This is a genomic window from Streptomyces lacrimifluminis (genome assembly GCF_014646095.1).
GTDB classification, from domain to species: Bacteria; Actinomycetota; Actinomycetes; order Streptomycetales; family Streptomycetaceae; genus Streptomyces; species Streptomyces lacrimifluminis.
In genome coordinates this window covers 288,320-310,913 of sequence record NZ_BMMU01000001.1, presented here as the reverse complement: position 1 = coordinate 310,913, position 22,594 = coordinate 288,320, and the positions used below count along the sequence as shown (strand labels likewise).

23 protein-coding genes are annotated in these 22,594 nt (G+C 71.9%); 12 read left to right on the top strand and 11 right to left on the bottom strand.

The window, feature by feature from the left end; translation table 11 throughout:
• Positions 1 to 197: 197 nt before the first annotated feature.
• Positions 198 to 341, bottom strand: a complete 144-nt coding sequence (locus IEY89_RS01540; RefSeq protein ID WP_189145366.1) for a hypothetical protein — start codon at positions 339 to 341, stop codon at positions 198 to 200.
• Positions 342 to 368: 27 nt separating this feature from the next.
• Between IEY89_RS01540 and IEY89_RS01535 the strand changes: the two genes are divergently transcribed.
• Positions 369 to 608, top strand: coding sequence for a hypothetical protein (locus IEY89_RS01535; RefSeq protein WP_189145365.1), 240 nt, complete (start codon positions 369 to 371; stop codon positions 606 to 608).
• Between the two features lie 227 nt (positions 609 to 835).
• Here IEY89_RS01535 and IEY89_RS01530 read toward each other — a convergent pair whose 3' ends face one another.
• Complete coding sequence (locus IEY89_RS01530) at positions 836 to 1,141, bottom strand: hypothetical protein (protein WP_189145364.1); 306 nt, start codon at positions 1,139 to 1,141, stop codon at positions 836 to 838.
• A gap of 215 nt (positions 1,142 to 1,356) precedes the next feature.
• Here IEY89_RS01530 and IEY89_RS01525 point away from each other — a divergent pair, with 215 nt between their 5' ends.
• The 6 genes from IEY89_RS01525 (at position 1,357) to IEY89_RS01500 (ending at position 5,542) form a co-directional block, all read left to right on the top strand.
• On the top strand, positions 1,357 to 2,508 hold the full coding sequence (locus IEY89_RS01525) for a sensor histidine kinase (RefSeq protein WP_189145363.1): 1,152 nt from the start codon (positions 1,357 to 1,359) through the stop codon (positions 2,506 to 2,508).
• Entirely contained in the window at positions 2,505 to 3,161 is a 657-nt protein-coding gene (locus IEY89_RS01520) for a response regulator (protein WP_189145362.1), read from the top strand. The genes IEY89_RS01525 and IEY89_RS01520 overlap by 4 nt, the downstream gene beginning before the upstream one ends.
• 204 nt (positions 3,162 to 3,365) lie before the next feature.
• A complete protein-coding gene (locus tag IEY89_RS01515; RefSeq protein WP_189145674.1) occupies positions 3,366 to 3,743 on the top strand; it encodes a Tat pathway signal sequence domain protein in 378 nt (125 codons plus the stop codon).
• Positions 3,740 to 4,381, top strand: a complete 642-nt coding sequence (locus tag IEY89_RS01510; RefSeq protein ID WP_189145361.1) for a class F sortase — start codon at positions 3,740 to 3,742, stop codon at positions 4,379 to 4,381. Before IEY89_RS01515 ends, IEY89_RS01510 begins: the two co-directional genes overlap by 4 nt.
• Before the next feature lie 104 nt (positions 4,382 to 4,485).
• Positions 4,486 to 4,977, top strand: coding sequence for an RNA polymerase sigma factor (locus tag IEY89_RS01505; protein ID WP_189145360.1), 492 nt, complete (start codon positions 4,486 to 4,488; stop codon positions 4,975 to 4,977).
• Positions 4,961 to 5,542, top strand: a complete 582-nt coding sequence (locus tag IEY89_RS01500; RefSeq protein ID WP_229694993.1) for a hypothetical protein — start codon at positions 4,961 to 4,963, stop codon at positions 5,540 to 5,542. The genes IEY89_RS01505 and IEY89_RS01500 overlap by 17 nt, the downstream gene beginning before the upstream one ends.
• 80 nt (positions 5,543 to 5,622) lie before the next feature.
• Here the strand turns inward: IEY89_RS01500 and IEY89_RS01495 are convergent, their stop codons facing one another.
• A complete protein-coding gene (locus tag IEY89_RS01495; protein ID WP_189145359.1) occupies positions 5,623 to 6,051 on the bottom strand; it encodes a DUF6069 family protein in 429 nt (142 codons plus the stop codon).
• A gap of 173 nt (positions 6,052 to 6,224) precedes the next feature.
• Here IEY89_RS01495 and IEY89_RS01490 point away from each other — a divergent pair, with 173 nt between their 5' ends.
• On the top strand, positions 6,225 to 6,752 hold the full coding sequence (locus IEY89_RS01490) for a MarR family winged helix-turn-helix transcriptional regulator (protein ID WP_189145358.1): 528 nt from the start codon (positions 6,225 to 6,227) through the stop codon (positions 6,750 to 6,752).
• 60 nt (positions 6,753 to 6,812) lie between these two features.
• Here the strand turns inward: IEY89_RS01490 and IEY89_RS01485 are convergent, their stop codons facing one another.
• Positions 6,813 to 7,499 carry a TetR/AcrR family transcriptional regulator gene (locus IEY89_RS01485; protein ID WP_189145357.1) on the bottom strand — a complete coding sequence of 229 codons (687 nt, stop codon included), beginning with the start codon at positions 7,497 to 7,499 and terminating at the stop codon, positions 6,813 to 6,815.
• Between the two features lie 138 nt (positions 7,500 to 7,637).
• Between IEY89_RS01485 and IEY89_RS01480 the strand changes: the two genes are divergently transcribed.
• Complete coding sequence (locus IEY89_RS01480; RefSeq protein ID WP_189145356.1) at positions 7,638 to 8,765, top strand: FAD-dependent oxidoreductase; 1,128 nt, start codon at positions 7,638 to 7,640, stop codon at positions 8,763 to 8,765.
• A gap of 79 nt (positions 8,766 to 8,844) precedes the next feature.
• Entirely contained in the window at positions 8,845 to 11,994 is a 3,150-nt protein-coding gene (locus IEY89_RS01475; RefSeq protein WP_189145355.1) for an ATP-binding protein, read from the top strand.
• Here the strand turns inward: IEY89_RS01475 and IEY89_RS01470 are convergent.
• The 4 genes from IEY89_RS01470 to kbpA all read right to left on the bottom strand — a co-directional run bounded on the left by IEY89_RS01470 (position 11,975) and on the right by kbpA (position 17,283).
• On the bottom strand, positions 11,975 to 12,766 hold the full coding sequence (locus IEY89_RS01470; RefSeq protein ID WP_189145354.1) for an ABC transporter permease: 792 nt from the start codon (positions 12,764 to 12,766) through the stop codon (positions 11,975 to 11,977). The genes IEY89_RS01475 and IEY89_RS01470 overlap by 20 nt on opposite strands.
• The gene (locus IEY89_RS01465) at positions 12,763 to 13,737 is read right to left on the bottom strand and encodes an ATP-binding cassette domain-containing protein (protein ID WP_189145353.1); all 975 of its coding nucleotides are present in this window, start codon (positions 13,735 to 13,737) and stop codon (positions 12,763 to 12,765) included. The genes IEY89_RS01470 and IEY89_RS01465 overlap by 4 nt, the downstream gene beginning before the upstream one ends.
• Before the next feature lie 201 nt (positions 13,738 to 13,938).
• Positions 13,939 to 16,323 (bottom strand): protein serine/threonine kinase AfsK, encoded by a 2,385-nt coding sequence (gene afsK / locus IEY89_RS01460; RefSeq protein ID WP_189145352.1) that lies wholly within the window; start codon positions 16,321 to 16,323, stop codon positions 13,939 to 13,941.
• 240 nt (positions 16,324 to 16,563) lie between these two features.
• Entirely contained in the window at positions 16,564 to 17,283 is a 720-nt protein-coding gene (kbpA, locus tag IEY89_RS01455) for an AfsK-binding protein KbpA (protein WP_189145351.1), read from the bottom strand.
• A gap of 169 nt (positions 17,284 to 17,452) precedes the next feature.
• On the opposite strand from kbpA, the gene IEY89_RS01450 reads away from it, so the two are divergent.
• Complete coding sequence (locus IEY89_RS01450; RefSeq protein ID WP_189145350.1) at positions 17,453 to 18,100, top strand: TetR family transcriptional regulator; 648 nt, start codon at positions 17,453 to 17,455, stop codon at positions 18,098 to 18,100.
• 123 nt (positions 18,101 to 18,223) lie between these two features.
• Here the strand turns inward: IEY89_RS01450 and IEY89_RS01445 are convergent, their stop codons facing one another.
• Both IEY89_RS01445 and IEY89_RS01440 read right to left on the bottom strand, forming a co-directional pair.
• On the bottom strand, positions 18,224 to 18,721 hold the full coding sequence (locus IEY89_RS01445) for a nitroreductase family deazaflavin-dependent oxidoreductase (protein WP_189145349.1): 498 nt from the start codon (positions 18,719 to 18,721) through the stop codon (positions 18,224 to 18,226).
• Positions 18,721 to 19,935 carry an acyl-CoA dehydrogenase family protein gene (locus IEY89_RS01440; RefSeq protein WP_189145348.1) on the bottom strand — a complete coding sequence of 405 codons (1,215 nt, stop codon included), beginning with the start codon at positions 19,933 to 19,935 and terminating at the stop codon, positions 18,721 to 18,723. The genes IEY89_RS01445 and IEY89_RS01440 overlap by 1 nt, the downstream gene beginning before the upstream one ends.
• 172 nt (positions 19,936 to 20,107) lie before the next feature.
• Between IEY89_RS01440 and IEY89_RS01435 the strand changes: the two genes are divergently transcribed.
• Positions 20,108 to 21,289 carry a thiolase C-terminal domain-containing protein gene (locus tag IEY89_RS01435; protein WP_189145347.1) on the top strand — a complete coding sequence of 394 codons (1,182 nt, stop codon included), beginning with the start codon at positions 20,108 to 20,110 and terminating at the stop codon, positions 21,287 to 21,289.
• A 15-nt stretch (positions 21,290 to 21,304) separates the two neighbouring features.
• On the opposite strand, the gene IEY89_RS01430 is transcribed toward IEY89_RS01435, so the two are convergent.
• Positions 21,305 to 22,504, bottom strand: a complete 1,200-nt coding sequence (locus IEY89_RS01430) for an esterase-like activity of phytase family protein (protein ID WP_268240714.1) — start codon at positions 22,502 to 22,504, stop codon at positions 21,305 to 21,307.
• Between the last annotated feature and the right edge of the window lie 90 nt (positions 22,505 to 22,594).

Sequence of the window (22,594 nt, the reverse complement as noted above, 5' to 3'; positions counted from 1 at the left end):
AGTCCGTGATCCCGGTGGCGGTCTTCAGCCTCACCTCGGTGCGGATGGCGAAGGCGTGCCGGTGGACGTACTCGGCTTGGGATCAGGTGGAATGACTCCGCCGAGGTGTTGTCCGGGGCCGACCCGACTCGCCCCATCGGCTGCGCCGCTCCCCTGCGGCGGCACAGCCGATGGAACGCCTCGGACGGCTTGTCGGATCAGTGCGGATCGGCGAGGTCCCGGCGGCAGCGCTCCGGGCGCCGCTGTCGGATCCACGCGCTGACGGTGATGCCCTGCGGCGGGAACAGCCGGTGCAGGTACCGCACGGAGATGTGGTGACAGGCGGCGTGCGCCAACTCCACGTCGTCCAGGTTGTGTTCGATGAAGAAATGGATACCGACCGTCAGCGCCTGGTGGCGGCTCTCGGGTGGAACGCCGTCCGCGTGGTGCGCGAGGATCGCGTCGATCTCCGCCTGGACCCGCGGTGTCGCCGGCACGGGAAGCTGGACAACACGCCCGAGGTCACCGGTTTCGCCGAGCCCCTGGAGCAGGTCCGCGTCGAGACGGTCGAGGGTGGTCGGATGACGAAGGACCTGACGTTGGTGATCGGCCCCGAGCAGCCGTGCTGACGGCCGAGCGGTTCCCGGACGTGCTGGACGCAGGCCTGCAGCACAAGACGGCTTCTGCCTGACGCGGTGATTCCGTCCGACGCGGCGGGCGATCGGGGCGGCCTCAGCGCCCGCCGCGCACCACGGCGGCCCGTCCTCACCCCCGGGGAGTACGGGCCGCCGCGCGTCCGGCGCCGTGTTGCCGCGGCAGGCTGGGTGTCAGCGAACTCCTGCGCCCGGGTGACGGATCACCACTGGTCGACCCAGTAGTGGGTCACCTTGCCGTTGCCGCAGGCGGCGTACTTCGTTCCGCGGCCACTGCTGATCCCGGAGTAGTAGTGCTGGCCGTCGGTGCACTTGACGCCGACGCGCCAGTCCCTGCCGCCGGAGCACCAGCCGGACGCACGGTAGTTGCTGATCTTGCTGGTCGAGCAGGACATGGCCAGGGCGCCCGTCTCGGCGGAGGAGGCGGCGGAGGCCGCAGGGGCGAGCGCAAGCCCGCCACCGAGAGCGACCGCCGCAGTGGCGAGGGCGAAGGTCCTACGTATCCTCATGAGTTCCGTTTCCCCTTCTCGGAAGCGACGGCCAGTGGTCAGCCGACTCGTCGTGGTGCTGGTGCAAGACGCTACGGGCGGGCCGCATGTGGCGTCGTCCCACGCTGGTTGGCACTCCGAGCAGACCCAGCGTGGCAGGCGCGCGGTTCCTGCAACTTCCGCGGTACCGCGGAAGGTTGACGCCCATCTGCCGGGTCCGGCCTTACGCTGCTGCGATGCGGATCCACCCCCTCGCCGTCGACACGCTGATCGTGGCGGCGCTGACCGGTGTGGCTCTACTGCTGGGGCCGGAGGCCGCGCGCCAGGGAGAGAATCCGCTCGACGCGACCGCCTACGCACTGGTGGTCCTGGTCCACCTGCCGCTCGTCCTCCGTGGCCCGGCCCCTGTCGTGGTCTGCTGCGTCGTGCACGCGACCTGGCTGGTGTACATCACCGCCGGCTACTGGCCCGTGGTGTGCAGCTTCGGTCCCATGCTCGCCGTCTACACCGTCGCCTCGCTGCGGGGGCTGCGCGTGTCCGTTCCCTGCGCGGTGCTGATGGGCGGGATGTGGATCTACGCGGCTGCGGTGAACCACACCGACTCCTGGGAGTCCGTCGCCGGACAGGCCGTGGTCTACCCGGCGATGCTGTGGCGGTTCGGCGTCATCGCCCGCCGCTCGACCGAGCTGGCCCGGCAGCTGCGCCGGGAACAGGCCGAGCGGGCCCGGCGCGAGGTGGCCGAGGAACGAGGTCGGATCGCCCGTGAACTGCACGACGTGGTCGCCCACCACATGTCCGTGATCTCCGTGCAGGCCGGCCTCGCCCGGTTCGTCTTCGACACCGACCGCAGGACCACACGTACCGCGCTCGACACCATAGAAGCCACCGGCAAGGAGGCTCTCGACGAGCTGCGCCGCATGCTCATGCTGCTACGCGCCGCCGACGACGGTGCCCCCGCCGGCCCGATGCCGGGCCTGGCCCGCCTGAGCGAGGTGACCGAACGCGTCCGCGCCGGCGGGACCCCGGTCACCCTGACCGTCGAGGGCACCCCGCGCCCCCTGGCACCCGGCGTGGAACTGTGCGCCTACCGGGTGGTGCAGGAGGCACTCACCAACGTCCTCAAGCACGCGCCCGGCGCCAGTGCGCACGTGCGGCTGAGGTATGAGCCGCATCAGGTGACCGTGTCCGTCACGGACGACGGAGAGGGGGTGATTCCAGACAGAGTGCGAACCGGCGGCGGACACGGCTTGCTTGGCATGCGGGAGCGGGCCAAGCTCTATGGCGGGCAGATCGACATCGGCCCGCAGGACCAGGGTGGCTTCGCCGTGCGGCTGATCCTGCCGACCTCCGCGCGGGCCGCACAGCAGGGGGATGACGCCACCACATGACCACAGTGCTTGTCGTGGACGACCAGTTCCTCATCCGGGCGGGCCTGGTGGGACTGCTGCGTGCCGCACCCGGCATCGAGGTGGTCGGCGAGGCGAGCGACGGCGCGGAGGGCGTGAAGCTGGCCGCCCAGACCGCCCCCGAGGTGATCCTGATGGACGTCCGGATGCCCGGCATGAACGGCATCGAGGCCACCGAACGCATCCTCGCCGAGGCCGGCGACCCCCCGCCCCGGATCCTGATGCTGACCACCTTCGACCTCGACGAGTACGTGTACGGGGCGCTGCGCGCCGGAGCCTGTGGGTTTCTGCTCAAGGACTCCGGCCCGGAGCGGCTGCTCGCCGCAGTGACCGCCGTCGCCGGTGGTGACGCGCTCTTCGCGCCCAGCGTCACCCGCCGCCTGGTGGAGGCGTACGCCCGCCAGACCGCCTGCGAACAGCCCCCCGATCTGGAGGCGTTGACCGCCCGCGAACTGGAGGTCCTGAAACTGATCGCCCGCGGACTGTCCAACCCGGAGATCGCCCACCGCCTCTACATCAGCGAGGCAACTGTCAAGACCCACCTCAACCGCACGATGACCAAACTGGACCTGGACAGCAGGGCACAGGCCGTGGTGGTGGCGTACGAATCGGGGCTCGTGACCCCAGGCGGATAATGGATCGACTACGCCGATTTCTGCTGTGCAACTCATTGATTCCTCTGGACACGCTTGACGGCTTTGCCATCTCTTTACAACCTGTCCGGCCGCCGAGTCGTCTCTCCGCTCGATCCGTCACATAGCCCGCCCAGCCCAACCCGCCCTCTTCGGGGCGCGGTTCGGGGCGGACCGACGAAAGAGAGCGATTCCATGCGCCGTACCGTGCGCCGTACCGTCCTCAGCGCCGTGGCACTCGCGGCCACCGCCGTACTGGCGGGCACCGCCCCCGCGTTCGCCGACGGGACAAGCCCGACCCCGGCCCCCTCCGTCGCGCCGACCGAGGCCACCCCGGAGCCGAGCACCGCACCGACCCAGGCACCGGCCGACCTGGCGCCCTCCGAGGCCGCGACCACCGACCCCAACCAGGAGCCGTCCCAGGTCGCCGAGGTTCCGAAGGGCGCGCCCGACACCGGCGTGACGCCGACGTCGACGGACTCCGGAACGCCGGGGACGCTGATCGGCGGGGGCGCTGCCGCCGCGTTCGCCCTGGGCGGCGCCGCGCTGTTCGTCGTACGCCGTCGGCGGGCGACCGGGGCGTGACCGTGCTCTCCAGGCGCGCGTTCGGCACGGGAGCCACGGCTGCCGCGGCCTCACTGCTCGTGGGCTGTTCCTCCGGCGGCGAGGGCGTACGGACGTCGGGGACCCCGAGCTCCGGCGCCACCCCGACGCAGTCGGCCACCGGTAACCGCACCTCCGCGAAGTCCGCGCGTGCGGTGGGCCGTTCGGCCCCCGTCCGGCTGCGGATACCGGCCCTCGGGGTCGACACCCCGGTCATGCGGCTGGGACTGGCGTCCGACGGCACGGTCCAGGTCCCTCCGCTCACCGACCACGACCAGGCCGGCTGGTACGAGCACTCGCCCACGCCGGGTCAGACCGGCCCGTCGGTGATCCTCGGACATGTCACGGTCGGCGAGTACGGGGACGGTGTCTTCCACGACCTCACGCGGCTGCGCCGGGGCGAGAAGATCGTGGCGCGCCTGGAGAACGGCACGGAGACCGAGTTCACGGTCACCTCCCTGCGGACGGTGGCCAAGGCCGACTTCCCGGTGGACGACGTCTACGGGAACGTGGACCGTCCGGAGCTGCGGCTCATCACGTGCGGCGGCCCCCGGGACGAGAACGGCTACCTCGACAACGTGATCGCCTTCGCCGCGCTGACGTCGTCCACGAGCCCGTGAGCACGCTGGAACACAAAGGATGGCGGGCCGCCGGAACGTACGCCGCCGGCCCGTCGTCCTCCCCCACGAGTGCCACACCCGTGGCAACAGCACCATGGAGAGCGTTGAAACGGTCCCGCGACAAGGCAGCGTCCGAGCTGTTCGCCGCCCTCTACCCGCGCCTGGCCGGCTGGTGCCGCCGTCTTGTCGACGACGACGAGACGGCCCACGAGATCGCCTCGGAGGCGTTCACCCGCCTGTGGGCGCGCTGGACGTCGGTGGAGGAGCCGCGCGGCTTCCTCTACGTGACGGCGGCCAACATCGTCCGGGACCACTGGCGCAAGATGGAACGCGAGCGCAGGGCCATGCGGCACGTGACCACGGAAGCGGCGCTGCGCACCCACACCGAGCCGTCGGACCCGTCCGTCCGCCTGCTGGTGCAGTCGCTGCCGGAACGACTGCGCGTCCCGATCCTCCTCCACTACTACGCTGACATGCCCATCCGGGAAGTGTCCGCACTGACCGGACGTAAGGAAGGAACCATCAAGGCCGACCTCCACGCGGCCCGTGAACTACTCCGCGCCCACCTGAGGAAAAGCCTTGACCACACGCTTTGACGACGACGAAGACCCGGCATTCGGACCGATCGACCCCACCGCCCCGGGCCACGACCCCGACGACCCTCTCCTGGTCCTCCTCGGCCCCGACCCCGCCTACCTGGGCGCGCCCCAGGGCCGCTTCGAGGAGATCCGCCGCACCGCGACCCGGCGCCGCCGGACCCGCGCGGCGGCCGGAGTGGGCATGGCCTGCGCCGTCGCCGCCCTCATCGCCCTGCCCCTGAGCCTGACGACGGCCGAGAATCCCCGCTCTCCCACGGTCCCCCAGGCCCCGCCGGTCCCGACGAGCCCGGCGACACCCCCCGCCGACCACTCGCCGACGCCCGCGCCCGCCACACCGCGACCGTCCGATCCCGCCACCACCGACCCCAGCACCCCGGGCGAAGAACCCACCGAGGGACTCAACACCCCCAGCCAGGCACCCGACGAAGCGTCCGACTCCTCGTACGAGGAGTCGCCAATGCCCACACCCGCGGCTTCGGCACCGCCGACCCTGGCGGGGATCGCGCCGTCGGCGAGCGCGGACGGGACCACGGCGGCACCGGAGAGCACCGTGGCTCCGTAGAGCACACGACCGCCGCCCGCCGGGGCTACCCGCGCCGTCCCTCCGGCCTCACCCGAGGCTTCCGCGCCGCCCACGGGACGTCACCCGAGGGGCAGAAGCCGCCGGAAGGCGGGGACGGCGACGGCGGCGACAGCGACGTGCATGATCATCAGGGCGATGACGGCCCCCCAGCTGGTACCGGCCTGGCTGTCGGAGACACCGACCATGACGTCCGGGATCAGGCTGACGAGCACGACAACGGGGACGAGGGTGCGCAGCAGCCGGGCGGGATGCGACGCACGGGCCCGGATGATCGCCCAGGCGCCGGCGGCGGCCAGGACACCGAAGACGGTGAAGACCGCGTAGGCGCCCAGTTGGAGGGGCTGGAAATCGTCCGAGGCGCCGGCGGCGTGGGCTATCGCGGCGATGACGGCGTTGACGGCCACGGCGACGACGGCGGTGCCGACCAGACCGCCGGCGACGACGAGGGCGCCCGGGCGGGCCGGGTGCGTGGCGAGCTGTCCGCTCATGATGTTTCTCCGAATCAAGGGGTCGTCATGGGGTCGCCAAGGTGTCAATGCTGCTCGACACCCCGGGAAGTCACTTCAAGCGTTAAGTCGAAACTAGCCGCAATAACTTCAAGCTTCAAGTGAAAAGAAGGTTGGATTCACTTCACGCTTGAAGCCTCGGTACATTGGAGGGCATGACGAACACCCCGACCGACGAGGCGCCCCGCTGGCTCGACGAGGAGGAGCGCCGCGCCTGGCTCGGCCTGGTCGGCATCATGCGGCGCCTTGAACACGCGCTCGACGCGCAACTGCGCGAGGAAGGGCTGACGCACTTCGAGTACGGGGTGATGGCAGCGCTGTCGGAGTCGCCGCAGCGGGCCCTGCGCATGAGCGTGCTCGCCCTGTACGCCGAGGGCTCGCTCTCCCGCCTCTCCCAGGTCGTGGCCCGCCTCGAACGCAAGGGGTACGCCCACCGCCGCCCCGACCCGGACGACGGCCGCTACACCCTGGCCACCCTGACCGACGAGGGGTACGAGAGGATCGTCAGCGCGGCTCCCGGCCATGTCGCGGAAGTGCGCCGACTGGTGTTCGACCCCCTGACGAAGGCGCAGGTCAAGCAGCTCGCCCACATCGGCCAGCGCGTCCTGCACGCCATCGACCCCGGCGGCGTCGGCCCGCGCGCCATGCATGCCGTCGACCCCGGCGACAGTGACCGCGACTGAGGCCCCTCCCCCCGCCGGGCGCCCCTCCCTCGGCTCGGCCCGCCGGAGGCGGACACCGGTTCACCGCAGCGCGGTGATCCCGGCGACGATGAGGTCGACCCCCGCCAGGAACTCCTCCCGGTCGTCGTGATCCCGTAGCTGGTCCGCGACGCTTCGGGTGAACGCGTACTCGTCGGCATCGAGGTTCGCCCAGGAGGTCGAGACGGTGTCCAGGAACTCGGCCCGGGTCGTGTCCGGCCGGCGTTCGAGGGCGTTGGCCGCGTTCTGGCCGCCCACGCCGAGGATGTAGTTCAGCAGCGCGGACGCGGCGGTGAAGTGGGCGGCCTGGGGCACCCCGAGCGCCTGGACCTGACGCCCGAGGTGCTCGAAGATCCGCAGCAGCGGCGACTGCGCGGGGGCGCGGGCGAGTTGGGTGCCGATCCACGGGTGGGCGTCGATCGCGTCGAACACGCCGACCGCGAGGGAACGGACCGCTTCCCGCGGCGTCGCACCGGCGGTGGCCGTGGCCGTGGCGGCGGTCATCGCGCCGGTGACGACGGCGTCGGTGGCGGCGCCGAGGAGTTCGTCCTTGCCCGTGACGTGCCAGTAGATCGCACCGGGCCCCGTGGCGAGGCGCCGGGCCAGCGCCCGGAACGTGAGCCCGCCCTCGCCCGACTCGTCGAGCAGCCCGATCGCCGCCTCGACGATGCGCTCCCGGGAGAGCGGCTCCTCCCGTCGCTCCGGACGACGTGCCCTGCTTGCAGCCATCCGGCCATTTTGGCACACGCCTGGAACGTCGTTCCAGCTTGACAACTCTGGAACAACGTTCCAGGCTGACGCCCGAAGGCATTGGAACGACGTTCCATAGATGCCCCCGCAGACCGCGACACACAAGGAGCCACCACCATGACCACCCCTGACGTCACGATCATCGGCGCCGGACTCGGCGGACTGACCCTCGCCCGCGCCCTCCACGTCCACGGCATCCCGGCGACGGTCTACGAGGCCGAGCCCTCCCCGACCGCCCGCGCACAGGGCGGGATGCTCGACATCCACGAACACGACGGCCAGCTCGCCCTCAAGGAGGCCGGCCTGTTCGACGAGTTCCGCGGTCTCGTTCTGGAGGGCCGCGAGGCGACGCGGATCCTCGACCGGGACGGCACCGTCCTGTTCGAACAGGCCGACGACGGTACGGGGGGCCGCCCCGAGGTGCAGCGCGGCGAGCTGCGACAGCTGCTGCTCGACTCGCTCCCGCCCGGCACCGTCCGGTGGGGACACAAGGTCGGCGGTACCCGCACCCTCGGCGACGGCCGCCACGAGGTGACCTTCACCGACGGCACCACCCTCACCACGGGCCTGCTCGTCGGCGCGGACGGCGCCTGGTCCCGCGTCCGGCCGCTGCTCTCCGACGCGACACCCGAGTACACCGGCATGTCGCTCGTCGAGACCTATCTGTTCGACAGCGACACCCGGCACCCGGCCCACGCGAAGACGGTCGGCGGCGGGGCACTGTTCGCGCTCGCGCCGGGAAAGGGCCTCGGGGCCCACCGCGAGAGCGGCGGCACCCTGCACACCTACGTGATGCTCACCGAGGCGCGGGGCTGGTTCGCGGGCATCGACTTCACCGACTCCGCCGCGGCCACGGCACGGATCACGCAGGAGTTCGACGGCTGGGCGCCCGAACTCACCGCGCTGATCACCGAAGGGGAGACCGCGCCGGTCCTGCGCCCCCTCAACGCCCTGCCCGTCGGGCACCGCTGGGACCGGGTTCCGGGGGTGACCCTGCTCGGCGACGCCGCCCACCTCGCGATCCCGAACGGCGAGGGCGCCAACCTGGCCATGTACGACGGCGCCGAACTCGCCAGGGCCATCGCCGCCCACCCCGACGACATCGAGACCGCCCTCACCGAGTACGAGCAGGCCATGTTCCCCCGCGGCGCCACTGCCGCCGCCGACGGCAACCAGCTCCACGAGGTGCTCTACGGCGACAACGCGCCCCACAGCCTGGTCGACCTGTTCACCGGGCACGCGTAACCCCGACAGCCGCCCACGCGACGGGAGTTCGGCCCCCAGCAGGAGTTCCGCGGACCGGCCCCTTGGCTACGCTGCACGGATGACCACCGACCTGACCCTCCTCCCGCGTGTCGCCTATCGCGGACAGGAAGTCACCGCACCCCGCCTGCGCGCCCTCCTCGCGCTGCTCGCGGGCGATCTGCGCACCGGCTGCGGCACCGAGCGGCTGGTGGCGGGGCTGTGGCCGGAGGAGCTGCCGGAACGGCCGGGCAAGGCGTTGCAGGTCCTCGTGTCCAGGGCACGGGCGCAGTTGGGCGCCGAGGTCCTCGCCAGCACGCCGTCCGGATACCGGCTCGCCCTCACCGAGGACCAGGTCGACACCTCCGCCCTGCTGCTGCACGCCGCCGCGAGCGCGGACCGGGCCAGGGCGGGGGACCACGCGGGATCACTGGCCGCCGCCGAGGCCGGGCTCGCCCTGTGGGAGGGGACCACGGACGGGGACGGTGACGGCGACATCCACGACCCCGTGGCCGCGCTGCGCGCCGAGCGCGCCCCCGTGCGCGGCACCCTTGCCCGCGCGCGGGCGCTCGCGCTCGCCCGACTGGGACGGCACACGGAGGCCGCCGGGCCGCTGGCCGTCGCCGCCTCGGAGCATCCGCGCGACGAGGAGGTGCTCGCCGAGCTGCTGCGCGCCGAGGCGGCCACGGCGGGACCGTCGGCCGCGCTGACGCGGTACGAGGCGTACCGAAGGGGGCTGCGCGAGACGCTCGGCACGGATCCGGGATCTCAACTCAAGTCCGTACAGCAGGAGTTGCTGTCCGGCGAGGCACCCACGGTCAGGCACGGGGTGCCGCACGAGCCGAACCCGCTGCTGGGCCGGGACGAGGACATCGCGGCGGTCGAGCGGCTGCTGCGCGCCTCCCGCGCCGTCACCGTCATCGGCCCCGGCGGTCTCGGCAAGACCCGGCTCGCGCACGCCGTCAGCCGCCGGGCCGAGCAGCGCGTGGTGTACTTCGTGCCGCTCGCCGGTGTCACCGCCGACGCGGACGTGGCCGCCGAGGTGGCCTCCGCACTCGGTGCGGGCGAGAAGCGGCCCGGCGCCATGGGCGGCCACACCCCGGGCGACCCGGTGCCCGGCATCCTCGGCGTGCTCGGCGCCGGGCCCGCCCTGCTGGTCCTGGACAACTGCGAGCAGGTCATCGCCGGTGCCGCCGCCCTCGTACGGGCCTTGGTCTCGTCCTCCAAGGACCTGCGGGTGCTCGCCACCAGCCGGGCCCCGCTGGGCCTCACGTCGGAGGCGGTGTACGCGCTGCCCGAGCTCGAACTCGCCACCTCCGTCGAGCTGTTCACGCAACGGGCCAGAGCCGCCCGGCCCGGTGTGGAACTGCCGCCGGACGCGGTGGCCGGGCTGTGCCGCCACCTCGACGGGCTGCCGCTCGCCGTGGAGCTGGCGGCGGCGCGCGTACGGGTGCTGTCCGTGCCGGAGATCGCCCGCCGCCTCGGCGACCGGTTCGCGCTGCTGCGCGGCGGGGCGCGGGACGTCCCGGAACGTCACCGCACCCTGCACGCGGTCGTGGACTGGAGCTGGAACCTCCTCGACGAGGAGGCCAGGGCGGGGCTGCGCCTGCTGTCCGTCTTTCCCGGCGGCTTCACCGGCGAGACGGCGGAGCACGTCCTCGGCGAGGACGCGCTGGTCCTGCTGGAGCAGTTGGCCGACCAGTCGCTGATCGTGGTCGCCGACACCCCGGCCGGTGCTCGGTTCCGGATGCTGGAGACCGTACGGGAGTTCAGCGCAGCCCGGCGTGCGGAGGCGGGCGAGGAGGGGGAGGCCGTCGACCGGTTCCTCGCCTGGGCGCGGGACTTCGGGGTCGCGAACCACGACTGGCTCTTCCGCTCGGAACCGCTGACCGATTTGGAGCGGATCAGGGCGGAGCAGGACAACCTCGTGCTGGCCCTGCGGCACGCCCTGGCCTGCACGGACAGCCCCACCACTGCCGCCCTCACCGCCGTCCTCGCCGCCCTGTGGTCCATCGGTTCCAGTTACCCCCGCCTCGCCGCCCTCGCCGCGGACACCGGCCCGCCGCTGTCGCACTACTACCCCGAGCCCGAACACGTCGAAGTCGCCCGCGCCGCCGCGGTGTTGTGCACAGTGAGTCTGTTCATGGGTTACGGCCCGCACGTCGTACGCCAGCTCGTCACCCTCAGGCGGCTGCCCTCGGCCCCGCCGGACACGCTGCTGCGCGCCATCGCGCTGGTGCTGATCGCGGTCCCCGAGATGCTGGCCCCCGACTACGAAGTGCTTCAGAAGCTCTGCGACAGCGAGCAGCCGCTGCTCGCCGGCACCGCCGAGTGCGTCGCCACCTACGTCTGGGAATCGGAGCACGACATCGACCGCGCGCTCGCCTCGGCTCGGCGGATCATCGCCGCACTGGGGCCGGTCGACAACCCGTTCCTACAGGTCATGGGCCACTCCCGGCTGAGCGAGCTGTGCTTGCAGACGGAGCGGGGCGAGGAAGCGTACGGACACCTCAAGGCGGCGCTCCAGGCGCTGCGGCGGCTCCGCGACGAACACGACCTCATCGGCATCCGCTGGGGCCTCGTCCTCGCCTGCCTCCAGCGGGGCGACCCCGACGAGGCCGAGTACTGGCTGCGGCAGGCGGAGAGCGCCAACACCACGCAGCAGGACGACTCCGGCATGGACCTCCTCGGGCGCGCCGAGATCGCGCTCGCCCGCGGACTGACGGAGGTCGGGCTGGGCCTGTGGCGCAGCGCCGTGCAGCCGCTGCCCGCAGTCGGCTCGATACACGGCGGCGACCCCTTCTTCGACCGGTGGGTGCTGGAGATCCTGGCGGTGGCGGTGACGGCGCACGCGCACGCCGGCCGTCTCGAACTCGTCGCGGAGCCGGTCGACCGACTGCGGCAGGGGCTGCGGACCCTGCTCTCCGGTCCGTCCGGCACGCCCATGGAGCTCCCGGTGTTCGGGACGGTGCTGCACGCGCTCGGCCTGGCGGGGCTCGCGTCCGGCGACACCACCGCCGGACGGATGATCGCGCTGGCCGAACGGCTGCGGGTGCTGCGCTCGTTCCAGCCGACGATGTCGGCGGACCGCGCCCGGCAGGCGGTCGGAGCCGCCGGGAACGCGGCCAGGGCGGCCTACGCCGACGCGGTGTCGGAGTACGCCGCCCTGGGGCGGGACGAGTTGCGGGACGCGGCCCGCGCTGTCATGGCGGTTACTTCGGGTCGCGGTTGAACTGCGCGGTCGACCAGCGGTAGCCGAGCACGCTCAGGCCGACGCACCAGGCGACCGCGATCCACCCGTTGTCGCCGATCTCGGTGCCGAGGAGGAGTCCGCGCAGGGTCTCGATGGCGGGCGTGAAGGGCTGGTACTCGGCGATCGGCTGGAACCAGCCCGGCATCGTGTCGGCCGGGATGAAGGCGCTGGAGATGAGCGGGAGAAGGATCAGCGGCATCGCCATGTTGCTGGCCGCCTCGGGGTTGGGACTGGCCATGCCCATCCCGACCGCGATCCAGGTGAGCGCCAGGGAGAACAGCGTGAGCAGCCCGAACGCCGCCAGCCACTCCAGGGCCGTCGCGTCCGTGGACCGGAACCCGATGGCCACGGCGACGGCACCGACGAGGACCAGACTGGCGAGCACCTGCAACACGCCGCCGACGACGTGCCCGACGAGCAGCGAGCCCCGGTAGATCGCCAGCGTACGGAAGCGGGCGATGAGGCCCTCGGTCATGTCCATGGAGACGGCGATCGCGGACCCGATCACGGTGCTGCCGATCGTCATCATCAGCAGGCCCGGGACGATGTAGGCGATGTAGGCGGACCGGTCGGCGCCGCCACCACCGATGCCCGCGCTCATCACGTCGCCGAAGATGTAGACGAAGAGCAGGAGCAGCATGATCGGCGTGAGCAGCAGGTTCAGCGTCATGGACGGGTAGCGGCGCACGTGCAGCAGGTTGCGGCGCAGCATCGTGGACGAGTCGCGCACGGCGAGGGAGAGGGCACTCATCGGACAGACTCCTTGGACTGGCTGGACTGGCTGGTGGTGGGGCCGGTGAGGGCGAAGAACACGTCGTCGAGGTCGGGGGTGTGCACGGTCAGCTCGTCCGCCTCGACGCCGGCCGAGTCCAGCCAGTCGAGGATGGAGCGCAGCTCGCGCTGGCTGCCGTCGCTGGGGATCTGGAGCGTCAGCGCCTCGTCGTCCCGGGTGACCTCGCGCAGGGCGGCGGCGGCCGACCGGTAGGCGACCGGGTCGGTGAAGCGGAGCCGGACGTGCCCGCCGGGGACGAGCCGCTTGAGCTCCTCGGCGCTTCCCTCGGCCGCGATCGTGCCGTCGTGCAACACGGCGATGCGGTCGGCGAGTTCGTCGGCCTCCTCCAGGTACTGGGTGGTGAGGAAGACGCTCACCCCGTCGGCGACGAGCCCGCGGATGATGCCCCACATGTTGTGGCGGCTGCGCGGGTCGAGGCCGGTGGTCGGCTCGTCGAGGAAGATGATCCGCGGGTCACCGACCAGCGTCATGGCGAGGTCGAGGCGGCGCTTCATCCCGCCGGAGTAGGTGGAGGCGGGCTTCTTCGCGGCCTCGGTGAGGTCGAAGCGCTCCAGGAGTTCGGCGGCGGTACGGCGGCCCTCCTGCCTGGGCAGGTGGTGCAGGTCCGCCATGAGGAGCATGTTCTCCTCGCCCGTGATCAGACCGTCGACGGCGGAGAACTGCCCGGTGACACCGATCGCGGCCCGTACGGCCTGCGGGGCTACGGCCAGGTCGTGGCCGCCGACGTGCAGTTCGCCGGCGTCGGCGGTGACGAGGGTGGAGAGGATCTTGACGGCGGTGGTCTTGCCCGCGCCGTTCGGGCCGAGCAGGGAGAAGACCGTGCCGGTCGGCACCGCCAGGTCGATGCCGTCGAGGACCGTCTTGTCCCCGTAGGCCTTCCGCAGCCCCTTGGCCGCGATGGCGAGTGAGTGCGATGTCGTCGTTGTCATGCCGCAGAGACTGCGGCAGGCCGCATTCAGCGCGGTTTCACGATGGTTTCAGCACCCTGGAACCGGGTCCGCGGGACCGCGCCCCTATGGGGCGCGGGGAACTGCGCGACAAGCCCCCACCGACCCGCAGCCGGACAACCCACCGACACCCCCCGGCGGAACGGGTGGCAGGGGGGCGGTGCCAACACCGCCGCCCCCCCCTCACCCGGTCCGAGCCGTCCCGGTCCCCTTCTCCGCGTCCAGCGCGTACACGCACCGGTCCTTGCTGCACGCGTACACGACGCCGTCCTTGACCACGGGGGCGCCTGTGATCTCGCCGCCGGTCGCCAGTTTCCATCTGAGGCGGCCGTCGTCGGCCTTCAGGGTGTACAGGAGGTGGTCCGTCGAGCCGAAGTGGATGCGGCCCTCGGCCACCGCCGGGGCGCCGACGATGTCGCCGCCCGCCTGGAAGCGCCACTTGGGGGTGCCGGTGACCGCGTCGAGCGTGTAGAGGCCCTTGCCGCTGCCCACGTGGACGTGTCCCGCCGCCACCAGTACCGGTTCGACCGAGGCGCGCGACTCCGTCGCGATCCGCCATCTGTCCCGTCCGTCGGCCGCGTCGAGGGCGTAGACCGTGCCGAGGTAGTCGGCGAGGTAGACGCCGCCGCCCGTGACCGCCGGGCCGGGCGCGAAGGTGGGCGGCGAGAGGAAGACCGCCGGCGCCTCGAAGTGCCAGCGGACGTGGCCGCCGGCCACGTCGATCGCCAGGACGCGGGTGCCGGCGGATACGTACACCTGGCCGTCGGGGCCCGGGGTCAGCCGCACCGGGACTCCGCCGCAGGAGGCGGCGTCGCCGATCGGGTAGGACCAGCGCTCGTCACCCGTACGGGCGTCCAGGGCGCGCAGTCGCGCGTCCTGCCACACGAACACCGTGCCCTCGTGGACCTGGGGCCCGGCCTCCGGGGACTCGAAGTCCGTCTGGGCACCGCCGTGCTCCCACAGCTTCCGGCCGGTCGCCGCGTCCCAGCCCTGGACGCCGCCACCGCGCGTACCGGTGACGACCGTGCCCCGGTCGGCCTTCAGGGAGTACACCCAGGCGTCCGTGGACAGGCGCCACAGGTCCATGCCCTCGCGGGCGTCCAGCGCGAACAGGGTCGGTCCGTCGGAGGCGTGGATACGGCCGTCCGCGACCGCCATCGACCAGGCGACGTCCCTCGTCTTGAAGCGGCGGCGGCCCGTCATCACGTCGAGGGCGTGCACCTCGAAGGAGGTGACGTAGACCAGGTCGCCGGCGACGGACGGGGTGCCCCAGACGTCGTTCGACATACGGAAACGCCAGGGGCGCCACCCCGCCGGGGACTCCGGGGGCAGCTGCGGCGCGACCGGCACGGGGTTGGGGTCGGCGCCGTTGACGCCGGGACGCGCACGCGACCAGGAGGCGACGAGGCCGGCCTCCGGAGGGGGCGCCTGCACGGCGGCGGCCCTGGCGTCGGCGACGCGGGGACCGGGGCCGATGGGCACGGGGGCGCCGGCCAGCCGCACGGGGCCGGTGTCGGGCGCTCCGGTCGGCAGGGCGGACGGCATGGGCCCGGGTACGAGACCCGGTCCCGGGCCGCGTCCGAAGCCCGGCGCCGGATCATGGGCCGGTGGGGGCGGGATCGCCGGTCTGCCGCGGCTGCGGCCCCCGGAGGACGGCGGCTTCGGCGCGGGGCGTCCGCCGCGCCGCGCCTCGATGAGGGTCACCGCGTGCTCGGGCAGCCACGCGGACGCCGTACCGCTGTCGTCGGAGCCGGAGCCGAAGAGGTGGGGGGCCAGCTGGGCCTGGAGGTCGGCGGGGTTGGGGCGGCTGGTCGCCTCCATCTGCATCAAGGACTCGATGAGGGGGCGGAGTTCGTCCGGCAGGCCTTCGAGGTCCGGGCCCTCCCGCAGCAGCATGAAGACCGTCTCCACGGGGTTCGCGCCGTGGAAGGGGGCGTGGCCGGTGGCCGCGAAGACGAGCATCGAGCCGAGCGAGAACACGTCGCTGGCGCCGGTCACACTGCGCGAGTCCTTCGCCTGTTCGGGCGACATGTAGGCGGGCGTACCGACGGCGACGTTCGTCATCGTCAAACGTGTGTTCGAGACGCCAGACGCGATACCGAAGTCGATGACCCGGGGACCGTCCTCGACCACGAGCACGTTCGACGGCTTCAGGTCACGGTGGACCAGGCCCGCGCCGTGGATGGACTGCAGCGCCTCCGCGACACCCGCCGCGAGCCAGCGCACCGCCTGGGCCGGCATCGGCCCGCACTCGTTCACTATCTCTTCGAGGGAGGGCGCGGGGACGTACGCGGTGGCCAGCCACGGTACGGCGGCACGCGGATCGGCGTCGACGACGGCGGCCGTGTAGAAGCCGGAGACGGCCCGCGCCGCCTCCACCTCACGGGTGAAGCGGACCCGGAACAGCTGGTCCTCGGCGAGCTCCGTCCGGACCGTCTTGATCGCCACGCGGCGACCGGAGGCCGAGCGCGCGAGATAGACCAGCCCCATGCCGCCGGCGCCCAGCCGCCCCAGCACCTCGAACGGCCCGATACGCCGCGGATCGTGCTGCGTCAGCGGATCCACCACTTGCCTGCCACCTCCCCGTACGAGCCGCGTCACCCACATATGTACGCGACCTCGTGCAGCGTCTCACCACCGCCACCGCGTTGGCGGCACGCACCCCGATTCTTCCTGGCCGGGGCACAGGTTGCGAACTCGGATACGAAACTGGATGTCTCCACCCAATCCGCCACAAAACTCCGCCCCGCGGGCGCCTCGGCGCCGGATCGAAGCCGTTCCCGGCAGCTCATTGGGGCTGATGGGCGCTCATTTTCGGAGGAGTGCGAACGACGCTCCCTGATTGTCCGTGACGACCGCCACATTCCCGTACGAAGTGTCGAAGGGCGGTGCCTGGACACGACCGCCGAGCCGGTTCACCGTCCCGAGCGCCGCCTCCAGGTCCTCGACGGCGAAATGGACCACGAAATGCGGGGGCATCTCGGCCGGGAACACCTCCGAGACGGCGGCCCGGCCGAAGTCGGGGGCCGCGCCGGGTCCGAAGAGGGCGTCGCGGAAGAGGTTGCCGTAGAAGGCGTTGGCCACCGCCGTGTCCCGGGCGTACAGCTCGGCCCAGGCGAAGGTGCCGGGCTCGTGGCGGCGGCCGAATCCGGTGTGCGTACCGGCCTGCCAGAGGCCGAACACGGCCCCCTCGGGGTCGGTGGCCAGCGCCGTCGTGCCCAGTTCGCCCACGGGAACCGGCGCGGTGATCACCTGTCCGCCGGCCGCGTGGATCCGGGCGACGAGGGCATGGACGTGCGGGGTGGCGAAGTACACCGTCCAGACGGTGGGCATCCGGCCGTCGGCCTTGTGCGCGAGGGAGGCGACGGGTTCGCCGTCGCACAGGGCGTGCACGAGGCCGTCCTTCTCCCGGAAGGTCCACCCGAAGAGCTCACCGTAGAAACGCTTGCCCGCCTCGACGTCGGGCAGCTGGGCGTCCACCCAGCAGGGGACGCCCTCTGTACGGGCGGATGCCCTGTTTTCGGCCATACCGTCAAGTTAACGGTCCTTCACCCATCCCGCAGAGCAGGCGCGGGATCCGGGCGCGGGACCAGGCACAGCCGCCTCTCACCGCCCTCCGGACGCCCTCTCACCTCGTACGCACCCCATTTGCAGTCGGCCGAATCGCGCTCCGATCACCCCTCGGTAAGCTGACGTCATGACAGGACAAGTGCGTACCGTCGACGGCCGTGTGGCCGGTCGGCGTGGGCAGGCGACCCGGCAGAAGCTGCTCGACTGCCTCAGCGAGATGCTCAGCTCCTCCCCTTACCGGGACGTCAAAGTCATCGATGTCGCCCGGAAGGCGGGGACTTCGCCCGCCACCTTCTACCAGTACTTCCCGGACGTCGAAGGCGCCGTCCTGGAGATCGCCGAGCAAATGGCCACCGAGGGCGCCGGGTTGACCCAGCTGCTCGCGGGCCGGTCGTGGGTCGGCAAGGCCGGCTGGCAGACCGCCCAGGAACTCGTCGACGGCTTCCTGGAGTTCTGGCGGCGCAACGACGCGATCCTCAGGGTCGTCGACCTGGGCGCCGCCGAGGGCGACAAGCGGTTCTACAAGATCCGCATGAAGATCCTCAACTCCGTGACCAACTCCCTTACGGACACCGTCACAGAGCTCCAGGCCAAGGGCAGGGTCGACAAGGACGTCAGCCCCGCCGCCATGGCCGGTTCCCTCGTCGCGATGCTCGCGGCGGTGGCCTCGCACCAGAGAGGCTTCCAGACCTGGGGTGTGAAGCAGGCCGAACTGAAGCCGAACCTGGCCCAGTTGGTCCATCTGGGCGTGACCGGCAAGAAGCCGACGAAATAGCCCCAGCCCACTTATCCAGGTTCCGCGGCCCCTTCAGGCCCAAGTCCTGTCACCCAGGCGGTGGTTCACTCCGGTGGACCACCGCCTGTCGCGCGTCAGCGGCGGATGTCCTCTCTCGGGTGCTCATCGCCTCACGATCCGGAAGATCCGTATCTCCCGCTCGACCCGCGCCTGATACGTCGCGTACGGCGGCCAGAAGGCCAGCAGTGCCTGCCAGGCGGCGGCCCGTTCCTCGCCCGCCAGCAGCCGGGCCGTGACCGGGATGTCCTCCCCTTTCCAGCTGACCTCGGCGTCCGGATGGGCGAGGAGGTTGGCGGTCCAGGCGGGATGACCGGTACGCCCGAAGTTGGACCCGATGAGCAGCCAGCTGCCGCCACTCTCCTTGCCCGCCCCCTCCGGCATACAGGCGAGCGGCGTACGCCGCAGCTGCCCGCTCCTCGCCCCGCGCACGCTGAGCACGACCCCCGGCAGCAGTTGGGCGCTGAGCAGCACCTTTCCCCTGGTCAGCCGGTGGACGGCACGGTCGAGCGCGGGCACGACGTACGGAGCGATCCGCGCGAAGGCCGGCGCCGAGGAAACCTTCTGGACGGCTTTCACGACCCGCGCCGCTGTCACAGGCATCAGACGGCCACCTCTCCCGTGTCGAAGATCCGCGCGGCATCGGCCGCGTGCGCCCGGAGCCGGTGCACCGGCCCGAACAGCAGCTCGTCACCGGCGGCGCGCTTGAAGTACAGCTGGGCCTCGTGCTCCCAGGTGAAGCCGATACCGCCGTGCAACTGAATGCCCTCGGCGGCGGCGGTACGGAGGGAGTCGAGGGCCTGGGCGAGGGCGAGCCCGCCGACTCGCTCCCCCTCCTGGGCAATTGCGGAGGCCGCGGCTGTCGAGGCACATTCCCAGGCAGCGTAGTAGGCGGCCGAACGTGCCGCCTGGACCTGGACGTACACATCGGCGAGCCGGTGCTTCACGGCCTGGAAGGACCCGATGGCCCGCCCGAACTGCTCGCGCCGCTGGGCGTGTTCGACGGTCAGCTCCAGGATCCGGTCGGCGGCCCCGACGGCCTCGGCGGCCAGCACGGTGGCGGTGACGTCTCCGGTGCGGGCGAGGCATGCACCGACATCGGCCTCCTCGTCCCCCAGCAACCCGGCCGGCACGTCCCGCAGTTCGATGCGGGCCTGCGGGCGGGTGGCGTCGAGGGAGGTCTGCCGGGTGCGGACGAGGCCGGGGGCGTCGCCGGGGACGAGGAAGAGAAGGGTGCGCGACCGGGCGTATCCGCCGGCGTGGGCCGCGACGAGGAGGAGCTGGGCACTGTGTCCGTCGAGGACCTGCCCGACCTGCCCGTACAGCCGCCAGCCACCTTCCCGTCGGGCCGCCTGCACACCGCCGGCCCGTCCTCCCCCGGCCCAGTCACGCCGGGGTTCGCCGGTGAGGGAGAGCACGCCGGCCAGACAGGCACCGGGGACGGCGAGGGTGGCGGTCAGGGTGCCGGAGGCGATGCGCGGGAGGAGATCGGCGCACTGGGCGTCGGTGCCGAGGGCGGCGACGAGGGGGGTCGCCAGCACGGCGGTCGCGAGCAGCGGGGAGGGGGCCAGAGCCCGCCCCAACTCCTCGGCTGCAAGCGCGAGTTCGGTCGTGGTGCCGCCCACTCCGCCGTGGGCCTCGGACAGCGCGAGACCGGGCAGACCGAGGTCGCGGGCGAGGGCGGTCCACAGGGCGGGGTCGTACCCGGCCGGGGTGTCGACGGCGGCCCGCACGTCACCGGGCGAGCAGCGCTTGTGGAGAAGCTCGCGGAGGGTACGGCGGATGTGGTCCTGCTCGGGGGTGAAACGGGCGTCCATGACCTGCCCCTCCTGGGCGTCCGCGGCGCCCGTTCAGCGGGATCTGACGGTTCGTCATATTAGGGCGGACGCACCCTGCCGCACAGAGCCCGAGCTGATATACCGTCAGATTCATGCTGAGTCGACGACGAACAGGCAGACGGCGAGAGGGCGGACGGCGAGAGGGCGGACAGTGAGCCGGAAGGTCGCGATCGTCGGGGTGGCCCTGTCGGACTGCGGCCGGGTGGACGACGTGACTCCGTACGCCCTGCACGCACAGGCGGCCCGGCGGGCACTGGCGGACTCGGGGCTCGGCCGGGAGGTGGTGGACGGCTTCGCGTCCGCGGGTCTCGGCACGCTGGCCCCCGCCGAGGTCGCCGAATACCTGGGCCTGCGCCCCACCTGGGTCGACTCCACCTCGGTCGGCGGCTCGACCTGGGAGGTCATGGCGGCACACGCGGCGGACGCGATAGCGGCCGGCCACGCGAACGCCGTACTCCTCGTCTACGGCTCCACGGCCCGCGCGGACGTCAAGGCCGGCCGGCGCACGGGGAACCTCTCCTTCGGCGCGCGCGGACCCCTGCAGTTCGAGGTCCCGTACGGCCACACACTCATCGCCAAGTACGCGATGGCCGCCCGGCGCCACATGCATCAATACGGCACGACGATCGAGCAGTTGGCGTCGGTGGCGGTCCAGGCCAGGGCGAACGCGGCGCTGAACCCGGAGGCGATGTTCCGGACGCCGATCACCGTCGACGAGGTGCTCGACGGCCCGATGATCGCGGACCCCTTCACCAAGCTCCACTGCTGCCTGCGCTCGGACGGGGGCGCGGCGGTGCTGCTGGCGGCCGAGGAGTACGTACAGGACTGCCGTACGCGGCCGGTGTGGATCCTCGGGACCGGGGAGCACGTCTCGCACGTGAGCATGTCGGAGTGGGCGGACTTCACGGTGTCCCCGGCGGCGGTGAGCGGGCGGATCGCCTTCGAGCGGGCGGGAGTCCGGCCGCAGGAGATGGACTTCGCGGAGATCTACGACGCGTTCACCTACATGACGTTGGTGACGCTGGAGGACCTCGGCTTCTGCGGGAAGGGCGAGGGCGGCGCGTTCGTGGACGCCGCGAAGGGCCGCCTGAGAGTGGAGGGCGGGGAGCTGCCGGTCAACACGGACGGGGGCGGACTGTCGGCCCAGCACCCGGGAATGCGGGGGCTGTTCCTTCTGGTGGAGGCGGTGCGGCAGTTGCGCGGGGAGGCGGGAGAGCTGAACGAGGCGCGGCAGGTACGTGCCCGGGACGGGCAGTTGCCGCGCCTCGCGGTGGCGTCCGGGACGGGCGGATGGTTCTGCTCGTCCGGGACGGTCGTACTGGGAGGCGACTAGTGGAGTGACCGCCTGTCAGACGAAGGCGCGCCAGTCCGCGTGCAGCCGGTCGGAGAGGCGGATGGTGATGAACTCGTTGTTGTCCGCCTTGCCCGCCGTACGGCCGGACGAGAAGGGGAAGTTGTTGTCGTTCAGGACGGCGAGGGTGCGGTCGTCGAGCAGGACGACGTCCTCGATCGTCTGGAACGGGAAGGTGAAGGTCTCGTCGAAGCCGCCGAGCTTCTTCGGGTTCGCGATGTTCATCAGGTCGGCGACGAGCGTCTTGTCCATCAGACCGTCGCCGTCGCGGTCGCGGTTGTCGGCGAGGTAGATCCGCTTGAACTTGGCGGTGGCGCCCTGGCCGCCGTCCCGCTCGATGATCAGGAAGCGGTGCTTGTCGACGGCGATGGCGTCGCCGATGGCGTTGGAGGGCGATTCGAGCCGGTAGGTCCAGTGCGTGCCGGTGTACTTCCGCTTGCGCAGGTCGAAGTCGTTGAGGCGCAGGTCACCGGGGGTGTCACCGGTGACGGTGCCTTCGAGGAGCGGGTAGAGGTGCCGTCCGTCGACGGACCGGACCATCCCCTCGAAGCCCTTGCTGCCGCCGAGGGTGGGCGCCTGGCCGTTCAGGTACGGGTTCTCGGGGGCCTTCACGCCCTCCAACGAGACCGGCGCGTCGAGCAGCCGCCCCCACGCGTCGAAGTGCAGCAGGAACGGCCCGAACTCGTCGCCCATCCAGTACGTGCCGTCGTACGCCTTCACGATCGACTCGACGTCGAAGTCTGCGCCGGTCAGCACACGGTCGGCGCGGGTCAGGGCGAACGGGACGCGGTGGTGGGGGTCGCTGAGGTTGAAGCCGCCGAGAACGGTGACCTTCCCGGTACGCGTGTCCGGCTTGATGCGGTGGACCCGGAGCAGGAAGTCGGCGCTGTTGGCCTTGCCTCCGTAGCCGTTGTCGGACAGCACGTCGTACGTGCCGTCGTGCCGGTTGACGATGCCGCTGAAGCCCTGGACGGGCTGGGCCGCGAAGGGGGCGGCGATGCCGTTGAACGGGCCCGCGCCGATGGCGGACCCGGACGGCTCGCTGTGCGGCACGAAGGTCTCGGCGGGGAGGGAGGAGAAGCCGGTGAGGGTGGCCCGGCCGTACGGGTCCGGCGTTCTTTCGGCCACGGCGGAGGCGGGCGCGGAGAGCCCGGCGGTCAGCGCGGCGGCGCCGAGCATGATCAGAAGTCTTCTCATGGCCCGCACGGTAGGGACACCTGGTGACGGGCGGCCCAACGGAAGGCGACGTTCAGGCCAGTCACCCGACTCCCACGACCCCCACGGCTC